Consider the following 7,163-nt stretch of genomic DNA (forward strand, 5'->3'; position numbering starts at 1 on the left):
GCGGCCACGGCCAGCAGCGCTGCCGCGGCCGCCTGGCGCAGCGTGGGGCGCGTACCGCTCACCGCGCCAACTCGGCCGCCAGTTCACGCACCTGGGAATGGATGTTGTTGAACATGGCGAAGTTCACGCGGCTGGCAACGACGAACACGCCCAGCCCGCGGTTGGGCGACAGGACGGCATAGGACATGAAGCCGCCCAGGCCGCCGCTCTTGCCCAGCAGCAAAGGCGTGCCATTGCGCGGCAGGGTCACCACCCAGCCCAGCCCCATGCCGTCGGCGTCGGTGACTTCCGTGCCCACGACGGACTTCAGCCCGTCATAGGGCAGCCACATCGTATGGGCCAACAGGGCGGCGTCTTTCGACTGTTTTGCGCTGTCCAGATGCCAGCGCATCCAGCGCGCCATGTCGTCGGCGGTGGAGTAGATGCCGGCGCTGGCGTACATCACGTCGGGCACCACGGCGTTCGGGTCCGGTTTGTCGAAGGGATCCAGGCCGGTCATCATGCGTTTTTTCTGCGCATCGGTCAGCGCATTGGTGGTGTCCGTCATGCCGGCGGGCTTGAGGACCTCGTCGGCCAGCACGGTCGAGTAGTCCGCGCCGCCGGCCTTGGCCAGCGCATCGCCCAGCAGGCCGTAGCCCAGGTTTGAATACAGCGTGGTCGTGCCCGGCACATAGGCCGGCTTGTGGCTGCCGACCCACTTCCAGTAATAGGCGCGGTCGAATGCGGCGAAAGGATTGTCGGAAGGCTTGGCGTCCGGGTTGGGCAGTTCGCGCGGCAGGCCGGCCGAATGGGTGGCCAGGTCCAGCAGCGTCAGCGGACGGCCGTTGGCGTCGACCTTGGCATTCTCCGGCGCATATTTCGCCAGGGGATCGGTCAGCTTGAGCTTGTTCTTGGCCGCCAGCGCCGCCAGCACATCGCCGGCGAACACTTTGGAGACGGAAGCGATCCTGAAAATGGAACGGCCGTCGGGTTCCACGCCGCTGCCCGGCGCGGTTTCGCCATAGCCCTGGATCACGACTTCATCGCCGCGCACCGCCGCGATGAGCAGTCCGGGCGCGCCGGAGTTCAGGTACAGCTGCATGCCGGCCATGGAGACGGCGTCCTGCAAGGCCAGGTCGGTCGCGCGGGCCTGGCTTGCGCCCAGTGCGCAGGCGGCGCTCAAGGCAAGGGAAGTGATGCGCGGCAGGATACGGGAGGTCAGCATGCGGTTCTCTCTGGATGACTCGAGGAACGGGTGTTCCTCCGCATGCGCGATGATCCCAAAAACTCGATGCGAGGCCACTTCCGCCAGGACGAAACAACATGCCGGCGTGACGAACTGCATATTGCCGGGAGGCCACGGCGTGCTGGCGCGACTCAGATCCCCATGCGTTCGCGCAACGGCTTCCGGTAGGAGCGGGACACCGGCCAGGTCTCATCGACGGCCCGCATCCTGATCAGCCACTTGTCGACGCTGCGGCGGTCCACGTCCATGACATGCAACGCGTTTGCAATGGCGGTCCGGTGCACCCGGAAGAAGGTCTGCTCCGGCAGCAGGGTCGACCATACGCCGAGCGCGCGCGAGTCCAGCACCATCGACCCGTCTTCCAGCCAGATTTCGCTGTAGTTGCCCGCGGAGCGCACGCCTACGATGGTTTCGGGTTGCACGCCGCGGACCACGCCTCGCATGCTGAGATAGACCACCGACGTGGCGTTGCCGTAGCGCGGCGCGCGGCTGCGGTCGCGGCCGTTGCCGTACTTGGCCTGTCCGATCAGGTTGGCGCACTGGTACAGGGCGCGGACTTCATCGGCCGACCACGTCCGGTGCCGGACGGTGGTGTCGAAGCCGATGATGCCGTAGAGCTTCTTGTCATGGAAAACCGGCACGCTCAGCACGCTCTTGTTGCCCTGGCGCTGGAACTCGACCTGGATGGCGCGGGCGGTTCGGGGCAGGTCGTTGACGTCGTGGATGGCGACCGCCTGGCCCTGCACCATGAACTTGTGCAGCCAGGCGATCAGCGTGGTCGGCACGTCCTGGAGTTCGGCGACGAAGGGCTCGGTCTGGCCCCGGCACCACTCGTGGGTATTGCGCAGGCGCAGCATGTCCGGACGGTATTCGATCATCCAGGACCGGTCGACGTCGGAGGTCTCGCCCATGTAGGCCAGCTGTTCGGAGATCGCGTCGTCGGCAGGCAGTTCGAGCAGGCTCATCGCGCAGTGATAGAGCCAGTCCGACGAAGGACCAGGTTCGAGCAGGGTGGCGGTGTGCGTCTGGTACTGGCCTGCATCCTTCACTTGCGATTTCCCCTGGGCCGCTGGATAGCCGCGCGCTGGCTGCGCCGCGTTTGCTGGATTTTCCCTCCGGTAACGAGGGATAACAACAACTCACGGATACAAGTTCAGCAATATCTGATGGCGATATTCGCAACAACCATGGGTATGCCGTGGGATTGCTGCAACATCCTAGGGTTACTACTGAATAGAACATCGATGAGCCACATCGGTGCCCATCCGCGGCTATCTACCTGTTTTTCTTGTTCAAACCTTCGGTTCATGCGCCGTTCGGAAAGTCGCGCGTCCTGCTCGGAGCAAAAAAAGCAGATGAATTTTTTGATGATTGATAGTTACAATTTTTGAAGAAATTTTCAAAATGAATCAAGCATTTGTATCAATCCGGCCAAGCGTCTGCCGCCCGCGCACACATGACTTGGCCGTCATCGCATAAATCCCCCTTGTCTTGCCGCCGTCTGGAGCCGCAGTCTTGAATCATATTTACCGCCTGGTATGGAATCGCGCCGTGCGCGTGTGGCAGCCTGTTTCGGAATTGGCTGCGCAATCGCGCGGCGGGGCAGCGCCGTCGGCCGTGGGCGCCGCGCGGCGCTGGAGACCGCATGCGTTGGCCGCTGCGCTGGGCCTGACCCTGGCAGGATGGGGCCCCACGGCCGGCGCGTGGTGCACGGGAGCGCCCACGGTGACGTGCAACAGTCCGGTGTCGCCGGTGATGCCGAACTACAGCAACACTTCGGACAATCTGATCGTGAATGTGGCGGCGGGCAGCGGCGCTGGCGTGCTCCTGGGCACGGGCGGTATTGCGATGGAGCTGTCGGGGGCAAATCTGCAGGTCAACAACAGTGGCATCATCAGTCCCACCGCGCTGGGGCCGGGTCCGACTATCGTGTCCTCGGGTCTGGTCATGGGCAATACCGCGGCAAGCTCCGTCGCGGCGAGCACTCAAACGTTGACCAACAATGCCAGCGGCATCATCGGCGGGACCGGGGGCGCGTACAGCCCGACCCTCCCCAATTTCGTGGGGATGGCGTTGACCGTGCGCAACGGCCCGGGCGGCGTCAGCGCTCTGACCAATTATGGACGCATAACGACCGAGGGTATTTCCGGTAGCGCTCGCCTGGCCGCTGATATTCCCTCGGTCGTGGCTTATGGCGGCGGGCAGGTCGTCTTTTCGAACACCGGCACCATCAACGGACGCGTGGCGTTCGAGGCTTCCGGAACCGCAGGGCAGGGCCATGTTTTCACCAATTCGGGCGTCATCAATGGCAGTGTTTCCCTGGGCGCGGGCGGCGGCAATACGTTTATCGCAGAGGCCGGTTCGTCGGTAAACGCCGGGCCCGGCCCCAATGGGGAGAACATCGCCGTCACCGGGGTTCCCGGCTTGAACTTCATTGCTCCTGGCCTCGTCGATGGCGGTACCGCGGGCATCAACCAACTGGTGCTGGCGAATACGGCAAACCTGAGCGGAACCACCAACATATCGGCGGACACCTACCGCTATTTCAACCACCTGACCGTCACTGGCGGCACCTGGAATATGTCGGGTGGTCCGTTCGTCCCCATCGGCGGCACGGTTACGCTCACTGGCGGACTGGCCCTAGTGGACAACAGCGGCGGACTGGGCTCGGGACCTGTCACCGCCGCGGGCGGCGGCTTGGGCGTTTCCACGTCCGCTACGGTCATCAGCAACAACTTCAGGTTGAACGCGGGCGGCCTGACGACGGCTGGGGCCAACAGTTTCACGCTTGCTGGCGTCCTGGACGGCGCGGGCGGCCTGAACGTCACGGGTTCCGGCGTGGTCACGCTCAGAGGTTCGAATAGTTACTCCGGCGGCACCACCATCGCCAGCGGCACGTTGGCGATCGGCGCCGGCGGCAGCCTGTATTCGGCGACGAATCTCTCGCTGGCCGCGGGCTCCTCCTTCGACATATCGGGCGCGGGCAACCAGGCCATAGGCAGTCTGGCAGGCAGCGGCAATGTTCTTCTGGGCGCCAACACGCTTACATCGACCGGATCTGTCAGCACCACTTTCAGCGGCAGGATTTCCGGCACGGGACGTTTGGCGAAGTCGGGCACGGGCACGTTGACGCTGAGCGGCGTCAATGCCTTCAGCGGCGGTCTGGAAGTACGCGGCGGGATGCTGGCGATAGCGGGGGGCGGATCCTTGGCCGCCGGTACGCAGGCGACGGTCGATGCTGGCGGCACGCTCGATATTTCCTCGGCTATCGGCGGCCCGGTCCTGGCCGAGCTCAGCGGCAACGGTGGCGAGGTCAGGCTGGGCGCCAACACGCTCATGCTGGGATCAGGCGTCTACGACGGCGTGATCTCGGGTAGCGGCGGCCTGGTCAAGAACGCCACGGGCAATCTGATCCTGAACGGCATCAATACGTACGCCATCCTGGGCTTTACCGACGTGCTCGCCGGCAAGCTGATGGTGGGGGGTACGTCTGCCAACGCCACCGCCAGCGTGAACGGCCCCGTCGTCGTGAGGAGCGGCGCTGCGGTGGGTGGATTCGGCCGGATCAACGGCGATTTGCAGGTGCAGTCGGGAGGCCACCTTGAGCCGGGAGAACCAGGAGGCACCCTTACCGTCGACGGCGGTCTGTCAATGGAGCAAGGCAGCGCGTTGGACTTTTCGCTTGGCGCTGCCGGCTCGAGCCACAGCGTTCAGGTCCTCGGGAATCTGACGCTCAATGGCGCCCAGCTCAACATCCGGGACGCGGGCGGCTACGGCGTCGGCATGTACAACCTGTTCAGCTATACCGGTATCTTGACGGAGACCAATGGCGGCATCCTCCTCACGGCGCCTGAACAGCATATCCAGAAACTCTTGGGCGCCAAGCAGATCAACCTGATCAACGCGGGCGTCGCGGAGCTGAATTTCTGGAATGCCAACGGCTTGGCCAGCCCGGCGCAGTTGGGCGGGGGCTCCGGCACGTGGTCCAGGACCAGCGCGAACTGGACCGATAGCGTCGGCTCCATCACGTCCGCGCGCCAGCCGGCCAACGCTTTCGCAATTTTTGGCGGAGCGCCGGGTACGGTTACGGTGGATACGATCCCGGGCGCTGTCGGGACCACGGGCGTGCAGTTCATCAGCGATGGATACCGCCTCAAAGGCGACGCGCTGAGCCTGGTCGCGCCGTCCCCCGGCGCCTTGAGCGAGCTGCGCGTGGGCAATGGCAGCCTGCCGTCGGCTTCCTGGACCGCCACCATCGATAACAGCCTGATCGGGAACGGCTTCAACAAGACGGGGCAAGGCACACTGGTGCTTGGGGGCGTCAACCTCCATGCGCAGACACGCATCAGCGCGGGCGTCCTGTCGGTGTCTTCCGACACCAGCCTGGGCGCTCCGCTGGCGGGGCTGGACCTTCAGGGTGGCACGCTGCGCGTGACCGGCACCAGCTTCCAGCAAACTCCGCGGACGATCACGCTGGGCACGTTGGGCGGCGGGCTGGACATCGCGGACGCCGCCAATACCTTCACGGTTTCCCAAGCGCTGGCTGGCAACGGCAACCTGACCAAGCTGGGCGCGGGCACGCTGGTGCTCACGGGCGCCAACACCTATCTGGGCACTACCACCGTTGCGGCCGGCAGGCTGCAGGTCGGCGATGGCGCCACCTCCGGCAGCATTGCCGGCAACGGCAGCATGCAGGCGGGGGCCACGCTGGCCTTCAACCGCAGCGATAGCGTGGTCTACGGCGGCGTCCTGTCTGGCGCCGGCGACTTGCGTCAGGAAGGCTCCGGCACGCTGGTGCTGACGGGCAAGAACACCATGACCGGCACCACCACCGTCGCGGCCGGAACCTTGCAGGTGGGCGACGGCGGGGCGACCGGCATGCTGGGCGGAAACGTCGTCAACAACAGCCGTCTGGTGTTCAACCGCGCGACCGATTACACGTATGCCGGCGGGATTTCCGGCAGCGGCGCGCTGGCCAAGCAAGGCGCCAACATCTTGGCGCTGACGGGCGACAGCAGCGCCTATGCCGGCATTGCGCAGTTGTCGGCCGGTACGCTGCAAGTCGATGGCAAGCTGGGCGGCATCCTGCAGGCTGCCTCCGGCACCACGCTGTCGGGCGTGGGTACGGTGGGCGACGTTACGCTTGCGCCGGGCGCGACACTGTCGCCGGGCAACGCCGCGACGCCCTTGGGCCGTCTGAACGTGCAGGGAGACCTGACCTTCGCCTCCGGTTCCATCTACCGCGTGGCGGCCACGGCCGACGGCCAGCACAGCAGCGTCAATGTGGCCGGCGCGGCCAACCTGGCGGGTTCGGTGCTGCACCTGGGCCAGAGCGGCACGTATGCGCCGTCGACCGCATACACCATCGTCACCGCTGGCGGCGGCGTGCAAGGGCGCTTCGATTCCGTTTCCAGCAACCTGGCCTTCCTGACTCCCACGCTGGCTTACGACACGCAACGCGTGGACCTCGTCGTGAAGATGAAGGAAGTGCCCAGCGGCGAGGGCGGCACGCGCCCGATCCAGTTCGCCGATGCGGCCGCTAGCGGCAACCAGCGTGCCGTGGCGCGCGCGCTGCAAAGCCTGCCCGCCAACAGCGACTTGTACCGCCGTGTGCTGAACCTGCCCGAGGGCGCGCCGGCCGCAGCCTTCGACGGCCTCTCCGGCGAGGCGCACGCAACGTCGGTGTCGACGATGCAGGGCGTGGCCAGCACCTTCGTACAGGCGCCGATGACGCGCCTGCGAGCCAATCTGGCCGCGGGCATGATGCCCGGCAAACCGACTGCGCAACTGGGCCTGGGCAATGCGGCCGCATTGCCGCAGTCGGCGGCGCAGCCGCTGTGGGCCCAGGTCTTCGGCAACTGGACCACGCTGGGCGGCGACGGCAACGCGGCCAGGACGACGCAGTCGGACAGCGGCCTGTCCGTGGGCGGCGACATGG

3 protein-coding genes are annotated in these 7,163 nt (G+C 65.8%); 1 reads left to right on the forward strand and 2 read right to left on the reverse strand.

Annotated elements, in window-relative coordinates:
• Window positions 1-58: 58 nt before the first annotated feature.
• Together ampH and VIR09_RS02045 are read right to left on the reverse strand one after the other, a co-directional pair.
• Window positions 59-1,204: a D-alanyl-D-alanine-carboxypeptidase/endopeptidase AmpH gene (gene ampH / locus VIR09_RS02040; protein WP_332011334.1), complete on the reverse strand. Its 1,146-nt coding sequence runs from the start codon at window positions 1,202-1,204 to the stop codon at window positions 59-61.
• 152 nt (window positions 1,205-1,356) lie between these two features.
• Complete coding sequence (locus tag VIR09_RS02045) at window positions 1,357-2,274, reverse strand: GAF domain-containing DNA-binding protein (RefSeq protein ID WP_332011336.1); 918 nt, start codon at window positions 2,272-2,274, stop codon at window positions 1,357-1,359.
• Between the two features lie 466 nt (window positions 2,275-2,740).
• Between VIR09_RS02045 and VIR09_RS02050 the strand changes: the two genes are divergently transcribed.
• Window positions 2,741-7,163, forward strand: a 4,423-nt coding sequence (locus tag VIR09_RS02050; RefSeq protein WP_332011338.1) for an autotransporter-associated beta strand repeat-containing protein, incomplete at its 3' end; no start/stop codon positions are given.

It is taken from the genome of Achromobacter sp., from assembly GCF_036567245.1.
GTDB lineage: Bacteria > Pseudomonadota > Gammaproteobacteria > Burkholderiales > Burkholderiaceae_B > Achromobacter.